Raw genomic sequence first — 17,645 nt, 5'->3', positions numbered from 1 at the left:
TAAACGGAATAAGAGTTACAATTTAGCCCATTTGCCAACCTTAGACTGCCTAATTAATGAAAAATAATGTTCCTGTTAAAACCAGCGTATTATACAAACGCCTGTTAACTTATGTTAAGCCTTTTTGGCCTATTCTGGTTTTGGGGATTGGTGCCAATATATTATATTCCGGTATCGATGCCACGCTTACCTATATGACTAAACCATTTCTGGATAAAGGATTCATCAGTATTGATATGGATTTTGTTAAAAAAATCCCCTTAATTATCCTAATCGCGGTAACTTTGAGGGGACTGGTGAGTTCATTAGGCAGCTATTGTATGACCTGGGTTGCTCGCTCTGTTGTTAAGGTACTAAGACAGAAAGTATTTGGGCACATTATGCATTTGCCTGCTGACTTTTATGATGAGGCGACATCAGGCCAAATGTTATCAAAAATTATCTACGATGTAGAACAAGTCGCTCAGGTTAGTGCTGATGCTTTGACTGATTTTGTTCAAAATGTGTGTTTGGTTATAGGGCTGCTAACCGTCATGATGGTTATATGCTGGCAATTATCGTTGATGTTTTTACTCACCATTCCTTTTGTCGGCTTGATCGTTAATTATACTAATAAGCGTGTGAGAAAGATCAGTCATAGAGTACAACAGACTATGGGGGAAGTTACTGAAATAGCCGGTGAGGCTATAGAAGGCTATCGTGTTGTCCGTATTTTTGGAGGAGATGCCTATGAGTCTGATAAATTCAATAGAGCTACTGAAAACTCTCGCATAAATGATATGAAGGTTGCGATAAGCAAAGCAGTTAACGTGTCTGGCGTTCAGTTTGTAATCGCTTTAGGTATTGCTATGATCATCATGGCGGCAATTCAATTATCCTCTGTAATTACTGTCAGTGCCGGATCATTTTTGGCAATTATAGCTGCTATGTTGCAATTGGTTAAGCCAATGAAAACGTTAACTACTCTGAATGCAACGATACAAAGAGGCTTGGCTGGGGCTGAAAGCGTATTTAATCTACTTGATATGCCTGTAGAGCCAGAACAAGGTATAAAACTAGCCCAAAAAGCCTACGGCGAGCTTCAGTTTAAACAAGTATCTTTTGCCTACAGAAAAGGACAAAAAGTCTTGCATGATGTTAATTTCACTATAGCCGCTGGAACTTCTGTCGCTCTTGTTGGGCATTCCGGAAGTGGCAAAACAACAATTACCAGTTTATTGCCGCGCTTTTATGAAATTACAGAAGGCATGATTACCTTAGACAGCATTCCAATTAATCAACTGAGTTTAAGCAGTTTACGTGAGCAAATTGCGCTGGTATCTCAGCATATTACTTTATTTAATGACAGCCTGGCTAATAACATAGCCTATGGACGAAGCGATGTAAGCCGTCAACAAATTATCCATGCTGCTAAACTGGCCTATGCTGACGAATTTATCTCTAAGCTGCCTAATGGATATGATACTCGTGTAGGAGAGAATGGCGTATTGTTGTCTGGTGGGCAAAGACAACGAATTGCTATTGCTCGAGCGATATTAAAAGATGCACCAATATTGATTCTCGATGAAGCGACTTCTGCGTTGGATAGCGAATCTGAGCGGTACATACAGGCGGCCCTTGAACAAGTAATGAAAAATCGAACTACATTGGTGATCGCACATAGATTATCAACCATCAAAAATGTTAACAAGATCATTGTGATGCAACAAGGCCGAGTAGTTGAGCAAGGTTCCCATCAGGAATTACTGGATTTAAATGGACATTACACTCAATTATACAAAGTGCAACAATTAGGTCTGATTCAAGAAGAAGCAATCGCCTGATGTCATTTATTATTAATCAATTGTGGTACGGAACCCATCGATTACGATGGGGGCTCGTTCCTTTTTCATGGTGCTACGGCTTGATTAGCCGTCTCAGACGAAAATATCTTGAGGCCTGTTGTCAGATCACCTGTCCCGTTCCAATTTTAGTTGTCGGAAATATTACGGTTGGAGGGGTAGGAAAAACTCCGTTGGTTATTGCCTTAGCAAATAAAATGCGCCAAAAAGGTTTGAAGGTCGGTATAGTCAGCCGTGGTTATGGCGCTAAAATAAATACATTTCCCTATGAAATACAATTAACTGATTCTGCTAAATTGGTGGGTGATGAACCTTTATTGATAGCGCAAAAAACCAATTCTCCAGTAGTCATTGCCCCGAAACGGATGGAGGCCGTGCAATATCTTCTGGAACAACATAAAGTGAACATTATTATCAGTGATGATGGATTGCAACATTATCGAATGGGGCGAGCTATAGAGATTGCGGTCATTGATGGAGTTCGTGGGCTAGGAAATGGCTTATTATTACCAGCAGGTCCACTAAGAGAATCAGAATCTCGTTTGAGCGAGGTGGATTTCATTGTTGTAAATCAAGGTGTTTGGAAACATGCTTATTCCATGAATTTAATGCCTGGCAATATTACTAAAATGGCTACATTGGAAGAGTATTCTCCTGAAGAGCTCAACGGTGAGATTGCCGCTGTTGCTGCAATTGGAAATCCCCAACGTTTTTATTCCACTTTGGCTCAATTAGGGATAGAATTTACCCCTTATTCTTATCCCGATCATTATCAGTTTGAGTCTCATGATTTTAACCATTCAGAAACGCTCATCATTATGACGGAAAAGGATGCTGTAAAATGCCGTTCCTTTATCTCGGATAAGATGTATTGTTTACCCGTTGAAGCAGCATTAAGTGATGCCTTTTGGGACGCATTATGGACGCACAAACATTTACAAGGTTATTGTTAATATGATTTCAATACGAGTTTGGCTTGTTTTACTTTCGCTAATTTGCTTTTTAAGCACGAATGCATTTGCAGCTGAGGAAGCTACTACAGATGGGGTTGAAGAAGTGCTCAAACCTGTAGAACCCTTGGTAGGCAGCTGGTCTTTTTCCGGCATGGTTTCTAATGAAAGTGGTGATCGTTACGGTTATTTTTTTCAGGTGCAAAGACAAGGGTCTGATTTTCATGCAAAAACGGCATTAATTGATGGTCAAACCAATAAACTGGTTTTGTTTTATGAAGGTAATGAGAAAATTGAAAAATCGACTCAATTGAATTGGCAAGTGGGACGTTCTTTTATTCGTTATAATCCCATTAATGACAGTTGGATTTTTGGAGTAAAGACAGAAAACGAAAAAGGATTTAATTTCAAAGTTGATATGTTAAAACAGGATAGTGAAGCGAAAGAAACACTGGTATTAAGACCTGGAGTTGAGTTACAGGCCCTGCAAACCAGTCGTTTAAACGGACACATACAAACAGGCGCTGGCGGGAAGGAACAATTCGTTACTGGAAATAACGCCTGGTTCGGTAAAGTATGGTTTAGTCAGGATCAAGCCACATCACATGATATCAGTACTGCCTTTTGCCGATTAAGTAACGATAATGGCTTTTACTCTGCAAATCTAAAAGAAGCTGATGCAACAGGTGCGGCTGTTGCTGGCTGGCGTGATGCCTCAGGCAATAAAGTAAAAATGTCACAATTTCTTTCAATTAAGCCAATTGATTCAAATCAATGTCAACTTTCTTTAGGTCTGCCAAAAATTAATTTAAAAGTTTTAAATACCTTAGAGAATGGGAACAATACGCAACTGTCGGTTGCTGGTTTTTCTCAGAATAATCCCAAAGGATTTTGTTTTATCACGGAGCAATCCTTTGCTCAAGTTAAAGAAGCTGCAATAGCTGTCATAGAAGCTACGGCATAGGCTTTTCCGGCAGTTGCTGTGCCAGCACACTGGCAAGTATTAAGGCAATGGGAATGATTAACAACGCTGATTGATAGTCGCTCAGAGTAAAGATGCCTGGTTTTGCGCTGCTGGCATCTAACAAATAACCTACAAAAGGCTGCAATAAAGGAGCTGAGAGCATTGCCAGAGTATTGGTGAAGCCCGTACAAGTCGACAATGATTCTGGAGGTGCTAATTCATTGGCAATAGAATAAGCCAGCATGTAGGCTCCACAACACAATCCAATAGCAAAAAGCAAAACACCTATCAATATAATATTATGAGTTGGTAAATACAGTGTAATCAGAAATAATAACGCTGTAGACAAGCATGAGGTGTGAATGAGTGGTTTACGTTTAGTGAGTATTGATAGCTGGCCAAAGAGCGGGCAACTTAATCCAGCTCCTAAAAGTATCATTGAAGCAAGTATGCTCGCGGTCTTGACACCGCAATCGAGTTTTAATTGCAGAAAAGGAACTGCCCACATTGCAGCAAAAACGGTGATTACAGAAAACTCAAGGCATACAAATATTCCATTAACCCAGGCTAGTTTATTTTTTAAAATAAGGACTAATTGATCTTTATAATGATAATTAATATTGATTTGGGGCTTATGGTTGGGAATTAATCTCCAACATAACGCGGTTATTAATAAACCAGTTATTCCTGCTATAGAAATAAAATATCGCCATCCACATGAGTTGATGAAGGTTCCCATTCCTATCATACCAAAGACGGTTACTGTAAACCCTAGCGTTTCTGATAATCCAATCATAAAAGCATATTGTTTCAATGGATAATGCTGACGTAACAAATGGGATAATCCCACAAAAGCAAATGCAGAACCTGCTCCAATGATTAATCGCCCTAGAAAAAGGAAGGGTAGGGTATGGGCTGAGGCAAAAATAAAACATCCTACGGAGCATAATGCTGCATTTACCGCCAGAAGAGTCCGGGTATTGTAGCGGTCAAAGAGCAATCCAACGGGAATTTGATATGTGGTATACACATAATAAAAGGAACTGCTTAATAAACCGGCCATTAGTGCAGAGAGATTTTGTTCGTGCATTATCTGACCTACAACTATTCCTGAGGATAATTGCAAGAAAAATTGAAACAGCAGAAAGAATACACCCACCAGCCAAATAACAGTTTTAGGTGTTTGACGTTTTATAGTATTTATCAATGGTAATCTATTATGTTTATAAAAGAAGCGAATATATAGCATCATCGGGATCGTGTAAATTTTTTTTAGTTTTGCCTTGGGGTTGTGAGCCAATTTTGTTTATCACATAACAGCCTGTCGTTGCGAGCGTTGTTCACTTTGTTCGTAAAGACAACTTATTTGTCACTCATTAATAATTTGTTTACGAAGCTAAAGAGAAGCCAAGTTGGATATTGGCAGATATATATGGTTTAGAACGTGTTAAAGTATGATAGATATTTTTTATATTTTTATTCTATAATTATAGATAATATTTATCGTTGAGCAGTTCATGAATTTAAGAGACTTGCATTATTTTATTGTTTTAGCTGATTTGAAACATTTTGGCGAGGCGGCCAAGAAATGCTATGTCAGTCAACCTACGCTCAGCATGCAGATAAAAAAGCTGGAGGAAACACTCGGGGTGCACTTATTTGAACGAACTAATAAAAACGTTTTTTTGACTGATCAGGGCACGGCTTTATTGGCTAGAGCTAAAAAAATTATGATGTTGGTTGACGAAATGAAAGATCTGGCTCGAAACTCAACGGATCCTTTTTCAGGCGATTTACGATTAGGAGTTATTCCGACTGTTGCACCTTATTTGCTGCCATTGATTATGCCTGAGTTGAAAAGCAAATATCCCGATTTGAAAATTTGGTTAATTGAAGACCAGACACATCGCTTAATCAATAAACTGGATAATGGAGAAATCGATGCCGCAATAATGGCACAGCCTGTTGAGGGTTCTTTTTCCCGTTTAAATTTATTTGAAGAAGATTTTTATTTTGCTTGTGCTGCTTCTAGTCCTCTGGCGGGTTTCGAAAAGGTCACAATAGATGTTTTAGCTACTCAACCTGTCATGCTTTTAAAAGAAGGCCACTGTTTGCGTGAACAAGCTATGGCGGTTTGTCAGATGGCTAAAGTAAACGATGTTGCTGATTTTACTGCTACCAGCCTGGAAACCTTACGACTTATGGTGCAGTCGGGGATGGGGGTTACTTTATTACCCGCATTAGCCGCACGTATGCATTCGTCCAGTCTATTAAAATGTATTCCCTTTGATTCGCCAGTGCCTTCTCGTACGCTTGCTTTATTTTGGCGCTCAGGGACTCCTAAAATTAAATGCCTGAATTCTGTTGGTGAACATATCTTACAAATAACCCAAAAACTATTAGTTTAAGACTGCTGGTATCCCACTCTAAAATCTTTGCCTGCGATGGTTCGGAGCCCAGGTTTAAGGATGAAGCAAGCCTTGGATTTAAGCTACTGAATGAATTTTGATGATCATTCCCGCTTGAGGGTGATCCAGATAATACACTTCACTACCTTTTAAGCGTTGCTTTTGCACAATCGCAAAAGAGGACTGAGGGTTTGATGCTGGTGATGCTTGCAGATCAGTATCTAATAGATAATAGTTGCTTTTTCTTACCCTGAGGCTTCCCTGAACTATCCAGCCTTTATTATTTAAGGTCGGTAATGTCACCTGACTTTGGTTATTGGCTGGTTGTCTCCAGGAGTAATGCCCCAATACCTGATAGTGTGATTTACGGCTGAGCAGATAATATTCATTGCTTAATCCTGATTGAGATGCTGGTAGCAATTCATAGGAGTTGCTTGATTTTCCGGTACTGCTTTTTAAGGTAATTCCTTTACTATTCACCGGGATCAAAGGAGAGTTTAAATCAAGTTCATTTGTTGCTGAGGCTGCTTGAGGATGGGCAAAAAAAATGACGTCTATTTGATAACTTGATTTAGCCAGGGTGAAACTGGAATATAAGATACTGAGTGTAACTATAAGTAATCTGTACATGAGGTTGTCATCATTTTTTTTCAAGTATTATACCTATCTGATAAGAATAATACATAGCCGCATATGATAAAACTGTAACAGCCTAATAAGCTCCGTAAAACTCCTGTATCGATATATCGTGGTTGCTTATTCAACCACAATATTAGGGAACTTGTCTGCATAATTTATCGGTCTTTTGGTCAGTTCGATAGAACTTATCAGAGCGGTTTTCAGAAAGGCATCTGTTAATTCGTCTCTTGGTTGGGTTGCTGTAGGTTTTCCTTCATCACATTGTGCTCTTATCTGGCCGTTTAATGGCAATTGGCCCAGTAAGCTTGTGTTATTGTTTGCACAAATATTTTTAGCCCCACCTTCACCAAAAATAGTTTCTTCATGCCCACATTGACTGCAAATATGAGTAGCCATATTTTCGATAACACCCAATACATCAATTCCTGTTTTGGCAAACATGGTTATGGCTTTTTGGGCATCAAGAGTTGCTACATTCTGTGGTGTTGTTACCACAATCGCTGCAGTAAGAGGAATTTTTTGCACCAAGGTTAATTGTATGTCACCGGTGCCTGGGGGCAAATCAATAAATAAATAATCTAAATCGTCCCACAAGGTAATATCCAGCATCTGAATTAAGGACTTGGCCAGCATTGGTCCTCGCCAGATAAGTGCTTGATCCATGTCGGTGATATAGCCAATAGACATGGCCTGAACGCCATGTGCCTGGACTGGTAAATAGTGATCGCCACTCACTTGAACGGGTTCAGTTGCACCGAGCATTAATGGTATGCTCGGGCCATAAATATCTGCATCCAGTATTCCAACTCGAGCACCTGATCGTGCTAAAGCAGTAGCGAGATTGACCGTTACCGTAGATTTTCCCACGCCGCCTTTTCCAGAAGCAACAGCTATCGTGTTTTTGACTCCTCTTAATCCTTTACCTGCCATTTGGGTTTTATGAGCTCTGATAAATTGATCAAAGTTGAGGGTTATGTGCTGATGAGTGAATTGGGCTTTTAATTCAGACAATGCAAGATCTTTGAATGCATGTTCAAGCAATTTACAAGGAAAGCCAGTTTTAATCGTTATCAGTAGAGAATGTTCCATCGATTCTACAGTGTACTGTAAATTCATCTCTTTACCATTAATACCGAGTAAAGGATCTTTAATAGAGTTCAACAGGTTTATTACGGTATTCTCAACAGTCATTGCGTTAACCTTGATCATTATAAAATAAAAACTGGATAATAACGCAGGAAGTTGCGTTTAACTAGGATCTGTTGATATTTCATGTCAAAACCTGGACTTCAAGCGCTTCATATTGCCAGGTGATCCAATGATTATTGGCTAAATAATACAAGCCACAATGAATGGGAAGGGAAAATTTATTAGATAAATAATAGCCATATTCATTCAATTGTTTTTGATGTTTTTGAGTTGTTTCTTCGTCTCTACCGGTCTTAAAATCGATAATCCATAATTTTGAATTATCTACGAAAACCCTGTCTATGATGCGAGTGACTAATTTGTTTTGATGTTCGACTAATAACTCATATTCATTGTGTTCGTTTTCGTGTTGTTTCATTATCCATAACCCAATCTTGTCTTTAAATAATTGTGTTATTTGATTTTGAATAACAGACAGGACTGTTTGTTGTGTTTCCTGGTTAAATCCGAGCCTTGTCAATTCATGCTCTGCAATACTCCAGGGGATTTCGCTTATTGCACGAGGATGATTATCACAAATCCATTGCATCAGCTGATGAATAATAATTCCGGTAAGCCTTGGGATGCCTGTTACTAAACCTGTACTGACAGGATTCAGATAATTAATTACTTCGGGTTCTGGTTCCTGATAGAAATTTAAAGGGAGCTTATAGAGTTGAGGTAAGGGATAGTCTACTGATTCTGCAACCTCTTCTTGCAGGCTTTCTTGAAATTCCTGATGTTTTAACAAGCTTCGGAATGAGGATTTCGATGTTCTTGGTGAGCTATCAAATAAATACAAGCGGGATTTGGCTCGGGTAACTGCGACATAAAGTACTCTCTGAGCTTCATAGTTATTTTTTTCTTCGTCCAGCTGATTTAAATAATCATATAATGGACAATGCTCGTGATGTGCCGCTTTGATAGGGGATACGAGTAACAGATGTTCCTGATTCTTTGTTGGTAATTTAAGCCAGCGTAACATCGGTTGATCGGTCTGTTTTAGTTTACTGCCTAGGCCTGGAAGAATAACTGTATCAAACTCTAAACCTTTTGATTTGTGGATGGTCATTACCTGTAGTTTTGATGGAGTTGATTGTTGTGAATAAAGTTTATTAAATTCTAAAAAGAATGCGTTCATATCGGGTAAACGACCCAAATGTTCATAACGATCGATCAATATCCAGAATTGTTCCAAATCATTGAGCTGACTTTGATTAAGGATCTGTTCCACGTGCAGCTTACTCAGGGTTTGTGCTACCCAATCAGAGAGTTTGCTTTGATAGCGTTGTGATAACGAATGATGCATTGCTCGTATCATATATTGAGATCGGTTTCGGCCTTCTTCACTTAATCCAGGTATTTTATCCAGCTGTAATAATGAACTGTAGATGGATTTTCTCGGATTATGCTGAGCGATTTGGTGAATGTCTTGTAGTGATAAGCCGCAATAGGGGCTGCGAAGCAACGCAAGCCATGTCAATCTGTTGCCTGGATTTAACAGGGCCTGGGTTAGCGTCCAGACATCGCGTAAATGTTCCAGATTTGCTAATAAGTCGATATCGGTTCCTTGATAGGGAATCTGGTTCTGACGAAGTACTCTGATGATGTCCGTTAACTGTGATCTGGAACGAACTAAAATAGCGATGCTTTGATCAGGGTTTACATTCAATTCCTTTTGTATTACTTCAATCAGTCTATTCGCTTCTTGTTCTTTGCTAGCACATTTTAATGCGTGAACCGCACTAAGCTCATCTCCTTTAATGACATTGACGGAGGGATGAAAGGAGACTGCGCCTGATTCTATATCAACTTGATGAGGAAATATTTTTGAGAAATGAGTATTGACCCAATTGACTATGGTTTCAGTCGAACGAAAATTACAACGCAGTTCTAAAGGGATTAGTTGTACCGCTCCAATGCCTTGTTCTTTTGCTCGAAAGAATAAGCCTACTTCGGCCTGACGAAAGCGATAAATCGATTGCATGGGATCGCCAACTACGAATAATGTTTTACCATCATGTGGCTCCCAACCTTGCACCAATCGGGTAAGCAATTCAAATTGCGTGATGGATGTGTCTTGAAATTCATCAACCAGCAAATGATGAATGGCATTATCTAAATATAGAGCTAAATCGGTGGGGTTATCTGAGTCGCCTAATGCAGCTAAAGCCTGCTGTGAAATTGCAGTAAAATCGACTTCATTGTGTTCACTAAAGATAAGGTGTAAATGCCCGGCCAATAAGGGCAATAAGAGAAACAGAGCTTGCAGAACATCCCATTGCTCGGGATCGTATTCTGGATGAGGTAAATCATTCACCATTAAAAGAGCATCAAGGAATTCTGGATAATCTCTTATTTGATTAAGAAGTTCAGCTCCCTGAGCCTTGAGTCTTTTGTAGTCTTCTGGCGAACAGTTTTGTTTATAGAATCCGACATTGTGATCAATGTTGTTGCGAATCGCGTTTGAACTATCAAGAACCAGTTTACATAACCCTTTGGCAATTTCTTGATTGAACTGCTGAAAGTCATACCAATCTTTAAGGCTATATCTTGGAGAGTTGGGATTATTCTCTATATTTGCCAGAGTTCGGGCCAGTTCTGTTACATCTTCTGCTAGAGGTGCCGGCAGGCTATTTCTAAATCGGGTTAACTCATGTTGCTCTATAAGTTGCAATGCTTTTTCAAATACGGCTTTATTTTGTGAGCGAGCCTGAAATAATGGCGATAACCATTGATCTCTTTGTCTTAATAATGATTTAAACAGTTCAATCAAACGATCTTGCCTGTTATCTACATGGATGAGCAACAGCTTAATGGCTTGTTGGAACTCTTGGGTTTCCAAAGCAAACTGAATGCAGTTTCTAGCGGCTTTTATATAATAGCTTTCTGGAACATCTGTAATTTGAGCGTAAGCAATTTGTTGTTCTAATAAAGGTATTGCCTGATTAATACTTTGACACAGTGAGTCTATTGTAATGATTTTTAATCGGTTGGGTTGTTGCAATAAATCCCAATCGAAATGCTCACTACGCTTTAGTGCGTGTTGCGCGTAATTTAAGGTTATTTGTTGATGTGGATTTTTAGCTGGTTTATTTAAAGTCGCTTGTTGCAGTGAAAGCACAATACGCTCACGCATTTCTGTTGCTGCTTTGCGAGTAAACGTTAAAGCAACTATTTGTTCGGGTGAGTTGACTGTGCTCAGCAATCTCAGATAGCGTTGAGTCAGTATTTCTGTTTTACCAGATCCGGCAGGAGCCTGTACAATGAATGACGACTGCGGATCAGTTGCCAGACTCCTTTGTTCGCTGTCTATAAGCGCCATACTATCAATCCAATGCTATTTCTTGAGCCGGTGGTCTTAAATTGTAATGAGAGCTCATACAATGGCCATAGGCCCCTGTATTAGCAATCAATAATACATCTCCTTCTTTGGTTACAGGTAATAACCGGTCATAACCTAAGGTATCTCCAGATTCACAAATGGGGCCTACAATATGAGAAAAGCCAGCCTTTTCTTCATGGAGTCGGGTCAAATTAACAATTTCATGATAAGCGCCATATAATGACGGCCTAATCAGAGAGTTCATTCCTGTCTCAATTCCGATAAATTTTACTTTGCCTTTTTCTTTGCATTGAGTGACTTTTGCAAGGATTACCCCGCTTTCCGCAACAAAGAATCGTCCTGGCTCAAGCCATACTTTTAATTGAGGATAACGTGATTTGACTGCCAGCAATGAAGCATCGAGTGCTGCGAAATCAATGGGATGCTGACCTGGTTTTTCAACTATACCTAATCCACCACCCAGATTGATTGAACGCACATTAGTAAATTGATCGGTCAGTGATGCCAGCATTAATGCAGTTTGTTGCCATAGTTCCGGAGTAAGTATTCCACTTCCCGAATGAGCATGAAGCCCTATGACGTTAATGTTATGTTTTTGGGTTAAGGAAATAATTTGGCCGACATCATTTTGAGTGATACCAAATTTTGATTCATTTCCGCCCGTAGATACATGTTTGTGATGACCAGCACCTGTACCGGGGTCAATACGAACAATGACGTCTCTATTCTTAAATAATTCAGGCCAGTATTCTAAAGGATATAAACTGTCGATGGTCACATAGCATCCAATAGAAAGAGCATATTCATATTCAATTTTGGGGGCGAAGTTAGGGGTAAATAAAATTCGTTCTCTGTTGATATCTGGAAAGAGTTGCAGCACTAAATCAAGTTCCTGAATAGAAACACATTCAAAACCTACACCTTCTTTTTCCAGCGTTTTTAATACAGATGGGAATGGATTTGCTTTTATTGCGTAAAATAAGGAATCAATAGAATCTAATGCCAGCAGTTGTTTCGCACGATTTGCTTGCGTGGGGCTATGATAAACATAGCAAGGAGAGTGCTCTGTACTGACTGTTAATAAACGATCTCGTTCTGATTCCCACCATGGAGTAGGGCGTACATTCGGTTTACCAAACTCTTCATGCCAGCTTTTGGAATAATAGAAAATTTGTGGATTGCTTTCAATTAATAAATGGTGCAGTTTCTGACATAGTTTATCTGCCTGAGATTCATCAACAACAAAGGTCAGATTTAAATCGTTAGATGCTAATGACATTAGGTACACTTGTTTTGAATCAAACACTTCAAGTGCTGGGCCAAGATGAGGCAGTACCGTTCTTATGTGATGTCCAACCAAGCTGACAGCGCTACATGGTTCTATTAATTTGGCACGTCCAAATTCATTCAAGTCAGTAAGCAAAGCATTAATTGCCGGTCTATCGTAGAGTTTGGCATTGGTGTCCAGGGATAAGGTCACGTTAAACTCAGAGGACGACAATAAATCAACAGAAAAACCATGTTTTTTAAATGCGGCAAAGACATCAGCCAGGAAGCCTACTTGTTGCCACATGTTTAGGGTGTCAATTGAGATCAGCAGGGTACTGTGTTTTACCTGAATCGATTTAATTAAAGGAGCTGTTTCATCAATATCTTTAGTTATGAGAGTACCTGAATGTTCCGGAAGCTGAGTGAATTTTACTACCATTGGAATATTGGCTTTGCGTACAGGAGGAATACAATTCGGATGCAATACTTTGGCACCCATAGATGCGATTTCCTGCGCTTCATCATAATTGAGCTGTTTTAATAGCCGGGCATGAGGTAATTGATGAGGATTTGCCGTATAAATTCCAGGCACATCAGTCCATATTTCGCAGGATGCTGCATGCAGTTTCCCAGCAAGTAAAGCGGCTGAAGTATCTGAGCCACCTCGGCCTAGCAATACAGTTTCACCATGCGTGTTAGCCGCAAAAAAACCTTGGGTAATAATTGCTTGAGCACCACTGCTGAGGAATTTTTCAATTAAATCTGGATCGTACTCGCTATCGCAACGAGCGGATAGGTAATTCATTGATTCAGTGCCATGGAATGGGGTACTGACCAGAAGTTCACGGGCATCATACCATTTATTGTTTATGCCTTGTTTTTGAAGAAAGGCATTACCAAGACGCGTCATCATCAATTCGCCCTGGCTTAAAATTTGAGCGTGAGTTTTTGCGGGGGCTTGTTTTAGTAAGGCAATGCCGGTTAACCATTGATTCAGCTGATGCAATTCACCTGCAATTAATTCTGGACTTACTTCAAGTTCTTCTGCAAGAGCGAAATGACTCATTTGTATATCATTCAATATACTGTGATGTTCATCTAATAGAGCGGCCTCTATCGCTTTTTCAAGCTTATTAGAGATTTGTGTTAAGGCGGAACACACGATAACTGGCTGAACACCTGTTTTTAAATGTTTTAGCGTAATTGCCGCGATGTTATTCCACGTGGCTCGAGATGAAACACTGGTTCCCCCAAATTTAGTAACAATGTGTCGCATAAATTATTCCGCTCAAAAATAAATCACATTAGCATGGACTAAAGGATTAGTACAAGTATTAAAACAAATTTTATCGTTCATTATAATGGTATTATTTGACCAGTGTGACCCCGGTGGATTCACAATGGATTTATATTTGTTACTAATTGAATATAATAGCAAATATTTTAGTGGAAACATTTGAATTCGTATTAAATTCATTTATCATCGAATTTGATTTTGATAAATTAGAAGTATTTTAAATTAACAAGTGTGGAGTGAAAAACATGCACAAACCCTTAAGAACGCTAGTAAGCGCTTCAGTAATTGGAGTTCTGGCGACAAGCACTGTCCATGCAGGTGCGTTTTCTCTATATACTGAAGGTAGCGCTGCTGCAATAGGTAACTATGCTGCAGGTATCGCTGCTGAAGCAGCTGATGCTTCTATTGGTTGGTATAACCCTGCAGGTTTAGTACTTATTAAAAATCAACAGATGGTATTTGGTGGCGTTGGAGTATTTCCTACTGCAAAACTGAATGGTCAAAGTACATTTAGAACTCCAGCATTACAACCTTACCAGCAGTCATTTAGTGGTCTTGATGGTGGTGAAATTGGTTTTGTTCCCTCATTCCATTACGCACGTCCTATAGGTGAGAATGCAACTGTTGGTTTAAGTATGACTGCTCCATTTGGTCTGGCGACTAGCTGGGATCCATTATCTGCAGTTCGTTATCAAGCAACGTTTACTGAGCTGATTACTACCAACTTGTCACCTGAAATTGGTGGACGATTAACAGAGAATTTTTCAATCGGTGGTGGTTTAGATCTGCAATATGCGCGAGTAAAGTTTAATCGAATGATCGGTACGCCGACTATTTATCAAGGTACACCAATCCCTCCTGGTATCAATGACTCGCAAATATATAATAAAGGTCAATCAACAGGCGTAGGGTTCCATGCGGGTGTAATGGGTATGTTTAATGACAACCATACTCGTCTTGGTCTAAACTACCAATCCAGAATGAGACATCACTTCCATGGTTATAGTATTTTAGGCGGAAGAATGGCTGATCCAGCCCTTCGTCTGAATAACCCATTGGCTGCTGACGTTGGTGCTACTTTTAGATCAAATGATCTGAACAGTAACATTATTGACTTACCTGATATTACTACGCTTAGTGGATACCATGATGTTAACGAAAGTGTGGCTCTGTTAGCTTCTGTTGTTTATACCCATTGGAATGTTCTTCGCACTATCGAACTAAATAACGTAGCTGCTCCAAATACATCGACTAATCCTGTTTCTCAGGTTAAAGCGAACAGTATTTCTCCACAACACTATTCAGATGCATGGCGTGTAGCTGTTGGTGCAAACTATCATGTTAATGAGCAGCTGATGTTGCGTGTGGGTGGTGGTTATGATGCAACCCCTACAATTGATGCTGAGAGAGACGTACGTTTACCTGATACTAATCGTTGGGCTCTTTCTCTTGGTGCTCATTACCAAGCAAGACCTACTATCGGCCTGGACATTGGATATACTCACCTATTCTCTGCTCAAGATCCTAGCATTAACCGTACAGATCCTATTTCAACTTCTTCGTTTAATGTTAATGCAGGCGGTAGTGCAAGTGCTGATCTGGTTGGTGCTCAACTGGTTTGGACCATGGATGCACCTATGCCAATGCCAACTAAATAAAAACGGTAACAAAAATTTCAAAGCCACGCTTAGCGTGGCTTTTTTATTTGTAAATAAAAGTGATATGGCGTCACTCTTATAAAATCTTCTGTGCTCAGTATCGGCCGTTTCCCTGATTGATACATCTCCTCTGAGGCTTACAGCAGCATCCCGTACTAAGTATTGCTATCATGTCGTCTTGCCCACTAAATTTTAGCTTTAGTCGTTAAATGAATTGAGGAGTCTGGATGAAGTACAGGTCTTGAGTGAACTGGTATGAGATGTTCTATTGATTCTAGCAAGAAATCTATACAGGAAATTTAAAGTTCGGCTGCTATAAGCAGCCGAACTCTTTGAAAAAAATATAACTATTTATTACATCAGTCCTTAGTAATGGTGGCTTCACCAGGACCATTCACGGTGACTGTAAATCCTTTAGCAGAAAATACTTTAGGAGTTATATCGCCGGTACTCATTTCCATTGAAACATAACCAATTTCAATTGGATTGGCTGAGTTGGTATCCATTTTTATAAGTGCTGTACAGCGATCATTCGTAGTATGACCATAACATGCCATTCTCACCATATTCCATAAAATTTGATTTGTAGCGTTTGCTGGAGTAGGGTAGGGAGACGGGATTGTGCCTGCAATAAAAGCATTTGATTCCATATTTGTATTATTGTGTGTGGTTAAATAGGTTGGAACTGCTAAAGCGGTTGCGGCACTTAGACTCAACGCTATTGCCGATATACTTTTAAGCATTAAATTCATTCATTTCTCCGTTAAAATTATAAGCGACTGGTAAAAAACAATCCGCATAACTATATGGGATTGTATACATAGAGGCAAGAAATAACCAATATAAACCTGTTTCATCGTGCTGGTCTTGATACTTATTGAGTATTTTAAATACAGATTATTTAATTAATCGAGCAATGTCTTTAGCAAAATACGATATAATAAAATTGGCACCAGCCCTTTTTATTGCAGTTAAACTTTCAATGATAGCTAGCTCTTCATTAATCAGATTATTTTGAGCTGCAAATTTAATCATCGAGTATTCACCACTGACCTGATAAGCACAAAGCGGTACTTCAGCAAAATGTTGTTTCAGCTTATAGATAATATCAAGATAAAAACCTGCTGGTTTTACCATAATCATATCCGCACCTTCTTCCAGATCCAATGCTGTTTCTCTTACTGCTTCTTCGCTATTGGCGGGATCCATTTGATAAGCTTTCCTATCTCCAAATTGAGGGGCGCCTTGTGCTGCTTCACGAAAAGGGCCGTAGAGACAAGAGCAGTATTTGGCACTGTAACTCAGAATAGGTACATGATGATAACCTGAATCATCTAATGCCTGTCGAATTGCACCAACCATGCCATCAGTCATCCCACTGGGTGCAACCCAGTCCGCACCTGCTTCAGCATGGCTCACGGCTTGTTTTGCAAGTAAATGCAGCGTTTTATCATTGTCTATACGCTGATTATCTAGCACGCCACAATGACCATGGTCTGTATATTCACAAAAACAAAGATCAGTAATAATGACCATGTCGGAATTTACAGAACGAATTTTTTTTATTGCCTTTTGAATAATTCCTTCTTTATTAAAGGATTCGCTACCACATGAATCCTTTAATTTCGGTATGCCGAAAAGCAGCACGGCAGGGATTCCTAAAGCACTTAAGGTTTCAATTTCTTGAGGTAAACTGTCCAGATTCAGTTGGAATTGTCCTGGCATTGCATTTATTTCTTTAGGGGCATTCAATTCTTCGCTAATAAAGATAGGGGCAATAAATTGTTGCGGGTGCAGGCGGGTTTCTTTAAGTAGTGCGCGTGTCATGGCATTACTTCTTAGGCGAGTTAATCTCAATGGCAAATTATAATCAGTCATTAACAATCCTTAATGAGGTTGTTTGTATTAGTACTAAAGCATCGTCAACTAAGGCTTTATACTTTGCTTTCGGTCATATTCATGTACACGCGATGGCATTTTAAGAGGCATATCTGCTTTTCTTCCCATCTATCCTCTCGCCCCTTCGGGGAGAGAGTTAGAGAGAGGGGGAGTATGTGGCACAAAACTCCTTAAGTTAACGTCATT

At 39.5% G+C, this 17,645-nt stretch carries 12 protein-coding genes; 5 read left to right on the top strand and 7 right to left on the bottom strand.

Going from position 1 to position 17,645, the window contains the following annotated elements; all coding sequences use genetic code 11:
* Positions 1-56 precede the first annotated feature (56 nt).
* The 3 genes from msbA to Q0495_RS04255 are packed head-to-tail and all read left to right on the top strand — an operon-like array spanning position 57 to position 3,755.
* A complete protein-coding gene (gene msbA / locus Q0495_RS04265; protein WP_298623469.1) occupies positions 57-1,823 on the top strand; it encodes a lipid A export permease/ATP-binding protein MsbA in 1,767 nt (588 codons plus the stop codon).
* Positions 1,823-2,794 carry a tetraacyldisaccharide 4'-kinase gene (gene lpxK / locus Q0495_RS04260; RefSeq protein ID WP_298623467.1) on the top strand — a complete coding sequence of 324 codons (972 nt, stop codon included), beginning with the start codon at positions 1,823-1,825 and terminating at the stop codon, positions 2,792-2,794. Before msbA ends, lpxK begins: the two co-directional genes overlap by 1 nt.
* 1 nt (position 2,795) lies before the next feature.
* Positions 2,796-3,755 (top strand): hypothetical protein, encoded by a 960-nt coding sequence (locus Q0495_RS04255; protein WP_298623466.1) that lies wholly within the window; start codon positions 2,796-2,798, stop codon positions 3,753-3,755.
* Here the strand turns inward: Q0495_RS04255 and Q0495_RS04250 are convergent.
* Entirely contained in the window at positions 3,745-4,962 is a 1,218-nt protein-coding gene (locus Q0495_RS04250; protein WP_367274380.1) for an MFS transporter, read from the bottom strand. The genes Q0495_RS04255 and Q0495_RS04250 overlap by 11 nt on opposite strands.
* 310 nt (positions 4,963-5,272) lie before the next feature.
* Here Q0495_RS04250 and Q0495_RS04245 point away from each other — a divergent pair, with 310 nt between their 5' ends.
* Positions 5,273-6,163, top strand: coding sequence for a LysR substrate-binding domain-containing protein (locus Q0495_RS04245; protein ID WP_298623464.1), 891 nt, complete (start codon positions 5,273-5,275; stop codon positions 6,161-6,163).
* 78 nt (positions 6,164-6,241) lie between these two features.
* On the opposite strand, the gene Q0495_RS04240 is transcribed toward Q0495_RS04245, so the two are convergent.
* The 4 genes from Q0495_RS04240 to Q0495_RS04225 all read right to left on the bottom strand — a co-directional run bounded on the left by Q0495_RS04240 (position 6,242) and on the right by Q0495_RS04225 (position 13,881).
* Positions 6,242-6,793 carry a CsiV family protein gene (locus tag Q0495_RS04240; protein WP_298623462.1) on the bottom strand — a complete coding sequence of 184 codons (552 nt, stop codon included), beginning with the start codon at positions 6,791-6,793 and terminating at the stop codon, positions 6,242-6,244.
* 126 nt (positions 6,794-6,919) lie between these two features.
* A complete protein-coding gene (gene apbC / locus Q0495_RS04235) occupies positions 6,920-7,993 on the bottom strand; it encodes an iron-sulfur cluster carrier protein ApbC (protein WP_298623460.1) in 1,074 nt (357 codons plus the stop codon).
* 79 nt (positions 7,994-8,072) lie between these two features.
* Entirely contained in the window at positions 8,073-11,315 is a 3,243-nt protein-coding gene (locus tag Q0495_RS04230; protein WP_298623458.1) for an exodeoxyribonuclease V subunit beta, read from the bottom strand.
* A gap of 4 nt (positions 11,316-11,319) precedes the next feature.
* Positions 11,320-13,881 carry a bifunctional aspartate kinase/diaminopimelate decarboxylase gene (locus Q0495_RS04225; protein WP_298623456.1) on the bottom strand — a complete coding sequence of 854 codons (2,562 nt, stop codon included), beginning with the start codon at positions 13,879-13,881 and terminating at the stop codon, positions 11,320-11,322.
* Between the two features lie 257 nt (positions 13,882-14,138).
* Here Q0495_RS04225 and Q0495_RS04220 point away from each other — a divergent pair, with 257 nt between their 5' ends.
* Positions 14,139-15,560: an OmpP1/FadL family transporter gene (locus Q0495_RS04220; RefSeq protein WP_298623454.1), complete on the top strand. Its 1,422-nt coding sequence runs from the start codon at positions 14,139-14,141 to the stop codon at positions 15,558-15,560.
* Positions 15,561-15,919: 359 nt separating this feature from the next.
* Here Q0495_RS04220 and Q0495_RS04215 read toward each other — a convergent pair whose 3' ends face one another.
* Together Q0495_RS04215 and hemB are read right to left on the bottom strand one after the other, a co-directional pair.
* Positions 15,920-16,312: a hypothetical protein gene (locus tag Q0495_RS04215; RefSeq protein ID WP_298623452.1), complete on the bottom strand. Its 393-nt coding sequence runs from the start codon at positions 16,310-16,312 to the stop codon at positions 15,920-15,922.
* A 145-nt stretch (positions 16,313-16,457) separates the two neighbouring features.
* Entirely contained in the window at positions 16,458-17,438 is a 981-nt protein-coding gene (gene hemB / locus Q0495_RS04210; protein ID WP_298623450.1) for a porphobilinogen synthase, read from the bottom strand.
* Positions 17,439-17,645 lie beyond the last annotated feature (207 nt).

The sequence above is a fragment of the uncultured Legionella sp. genome (assembly GCF_937871865.1).
In the GTDB taxonomy this organism is placed as follows: Bacteria; Pseudomonadota; Gammaproteobacteria; order Legionellales; family Legionellaceae; genus Legionella.
Note: the sequence above shows the minus strand (reverse complement) of the source record. Positions and strands in the feature narration are given on the sequence as shown.